This window comes from Rhodobacter lacus, assembly GCF_042683065.1.
GTDB classification, from domain to species: domain Bacteria; phylum Pseudomonadota; class Alphaproteobacteria; order Rhodobacterales; family Rhodobacteraceae; genus Rhodobacter; species Rhodobacter lacus.
Map to the genome: position 1 here is coordinate 1 of NZ_JBHUIX010000017.1, position 2,536 is coordinate 2,536.

5 protein-coding genes are annotated in these 2,536 nt (G+C 59.3%); 4 read left to right on the forward strand and 1 reads right to left on the reverse strand.

All coding sequences use genetic code 11. From position 1 onward, the window contains the following. Positions 1-71 precede the first annotated feature (71 nt). Positions 72-518, reverse strand: a complete 447-nt coding sequence (locus ACFSM0_RS16235) for a hypothetical protein (RefSeq protein WP_377392865.1) — start codon at positions 516-518, stop codon at positions 72-74. A 26-nt stretch (positions 519-544) separates the two neighbouring features. On the opposite strand from ACFSM0_RS16235, the gene ACFSM0_RS16240 reads away from it, so the two are divergent. From ACFSM0_RS16240 to ACFSM0_RS16255, 4 genes are all read left to right on the forward strand, one after another. Then, positions 545-1,531 carry a S24 family peptidase gene (locus ACFSM0_RS16240; protein ID WP_377392868.1) on the forward strand — a complete coding sequence of 329 codons (987 nt, stop codon included), beginning with the start codon at positions 545-547 and terminating at the stop codon, positions 1,529-1,531. A 9-nt stretch (positions 1,532-1,540) separates the two neighbouring features. Then, positions 1,541-1,978 (forward strand): hypothetical protein, encoded by a 438-nt coding sequence (locus ACFSM0_RS16245; RefSeq protein WP_377392871.1) that lies wholly within the window; start codon positions 1,541-1,543, stop codon positions 1,976-1,978. Between the two features lie 119 nt (positions 1,979-2,097). Next, positions 2,098-2,316 carry a hypothetical protein gene (locus tag ACFSM0_RS16250; RefSeq protein ID WP_377392874.1) on the forward strand — a complete coding sequence of 73 codons (219 nt, stop codon included), beginning with the start codon at positions 2,098-2,100 and terminating at the stop codon, positions 2,314-2,316. Between the two features lie 72 nt (positions 2,317-2,388). Beyond that, on the forward strand, positions 2,389-2,536 hold a 148-nt coding region (locus tag ACFSM0_RS16255; protein WP_377392862.1), incomplete at its 3' end, for a GapR family DNA-binding domain-containing protein.

Below are 2,536 nucleotides of genomic sequence, written 5' to 3' on the forward strand. Positions count from 1 at the left end.
CCCGGTCTCGACCCGAAGCGCCAGATGCGCCTCGCCAGACCCGCCCTCGATCACCGTCGCCGCAAAGCCCGTCATCCCCGCCCCCGTGGCACCGGGGCATGCGCGAGCGGCTCCAGCAACTCGATCAACCGCGCAGCGAGCGGGCGCATCTGTGCCGCCTCGCGGTGATCAACATAACCATCTGCCACAGCCTCGGAAATTTGCGTCACCAGCTCGCCAAGCGAGGCCACAACGCGCAGGTGCTCTGCATCCCCCGGACTGGCGTCATGCGCCGCCTGCCCGCAGACAGACAGGATGTCGCTCGTGAAGCTCGACCCGAGAACCGAGCAGATCGACAGGAGCGCATTCAACTGGGGCGTCGCGCCTTGCACATAGCTTTCCAGCGTGCGCGTCGGGATCCCCGTCGCATCCGACAGCGCCGGAAACGAGAACCGCCGCCCGCGCCCGACCCGCAGCCGCAGTGCATCTTCCATGCGCCGCGCCGCATCTTCTTGCGAGATCAGAATGCCGTTTCTCATGGGATATTTCCTTTGGACGCGTCATCATGCCGGGCATCGGTCGAAGAGTTTTGGAAAGGGGCAGAGGAGCCATCGGTGGCAGGCCAGTTTTCGTCAAACCAACGCATCGCCTCGTTGAAGCGGCGCAGAGTGATGTCCGCTCCCCCTCTGAGGGCCGACAGTTTTTTGCAGTCGCCAAAGACACGATGCGAAACGGTGCTGTCGTGATCGACACCAGCCGCTCGCTTGTAGGCATCAGCCCGCGCCAAAAATGCTTCGATAGTCTGCATAGTGCACGTTATGCGGTTTTTTTACCGCATTGTAAACGGTCATCTTACCGCTCACCGGATTCGGAAGCATGCGGTAATTTTAACGTCATGGACATGGGCCAAGTTCTTGCGCGCATCGCCATGAAGGCGAACGAAATGGGGCTCTCGGAAGCGGGACTCTCAAAGGCCGCCGGCATGTCAAAAGACGGAATTCGCAATTGGCGAAGACGTTTTGACGCAGGTGACGAGACTGCGGGCGCCAATGTGAGCTCGGTGAGCAAGGTGGCAACAGCACTTGGTGTTTCTGAGTTGTGGTTGCTGCATGGCATCGAGGATGAAGCGTCGCCCCCTCCCGCGATTGCGGTGGCAGGAAGAGTCGGTGCGGGCGCTAAAGTCTATTTGGTGGACGCCTTCGCCAAAGGCCAAGGCCTCTACCATGTCGCCTGCCCGCCTCAGATCAACCCGCACGGTATTGTCGCGGTCGAAGTTGAAGGCACAAGCATGATGCCGACATATGAACCAGGAGCCGTGCTCTTCTACAGTCGAGAGACCATCAGCGTGCCAATGGAAGCAATCGGTCGGATCTGTGTATGCGAAGACGAGAGCGGCAAGGCATGGGTGAAACAGATCAAGGTCGGCAGCGAAGAAGGGACTTTCAGCCTGATCTCACTGAACCCAGAGGCAGAGAACATGCATGGCATCAGGCTCAAGTGGGCGGCTCCAGTACGGTTCAGCCTGCCGCCTGAATTTGTGAAGAAGATATAGGAGGCAAGATTGCCAATCTACATTTCCACCCCCAACTCTATTAAGCACATGATGAAAGCAGCCAATACCGCCCCAGCGCTCCTAATCAGCGCAGCGATAGTTCTGAGCGGCTGCGAATTCTCTGTTCCCGTTACAGGGATGATCGGCAAGGAACCCGCTCAAGGTTCAGCAACAGCGAAGACCAGTGGCATTGGAACCTTCGAAGCCTCGACGATCGACGGGCTGACCTGCAAAGGAACTTATGACTCACTCACTCAGACACCAACCATCTGGGCAGACGTAACCTGCAATGATGGGCGTACTGGCCGACTGCTGATCACCCGCAGCATGGATCAACTGTCAGGCACAGCAACTGGCAAGCTTAGCGACGGCTCAATGGGGCGCTTCGTGTTCGGAAACCTAGCATTCGATCAGGCTTTCGGATCCGGCTCAGCCACCACTCGTTAAGCGGTCAAAACTAAGCCACGCGAAACCCTGGAAGCGGTTTTATTACCTCTACCCAATTGACAGCGGTAGTTTTACCGCTTACATGCTTCATCACCAACCACCACTCACAGGAGGCGATGATGCGGCGCGATGAACCCAGATTTCTGCGACTGCGCGACGGGCTCACCGCGCCGCATCGGCCCGCCTTCCCGCTCTCGACCTTTGCCGCGATCCTCGCCGCCGGGCTGCTCTTTGCCAACCTCGGCCTGCGCACCGCGTTGAACCTCGCCGCAGCGCTTGAGCCGCATTTGTGCGACCCGAGCTTCGCCGCGGCGCCCCTCTATCCCGACTGCCGTTGACTCCCAGCCGGGCAACTGGCCCAGGCGTTCAAGCGACTCCGCGCCTGGGCCCCTTTTTCTTCTGGAGACAGGATGCTCGATCAGACCCCCATGAAAGAGACCCCCGCAGATCGCGAGGTGCGCAACCGCGCCTATGCTGTCGCCGCCGAAGAGCTGCGCCAGTTTATTGAGCAATACGAGCACCTTGAGGCGGAGAAGAAGGACATCACAGACCAACAAA

Excerpts from the sequence above, each read along its gene's own strand:
- ACFSM0_RS16235 (WP_377392865.1), bottom strand. The coding sequence starts at position 518 with ATGAGAAACGGCATTCTGATCTCGCAAGAAGATGCGGCGCGGCGCATG.
- ACFSM0_RS16250 (WP_377392874.1), top strand. The coding sequence starts at position 2,098 with ATGCGGCGCGATGAACCCAGATTTCTGCGACTGCGCGACGGGCTCACC.
- ACFSM0_RS16240 (WP_377392868.1), top strand. The coding sequence starts at position 545 with ATGCCGGGCATCGGTCGAAGAGTTTTGGAAAGGGGCAGAGGAGCCATC.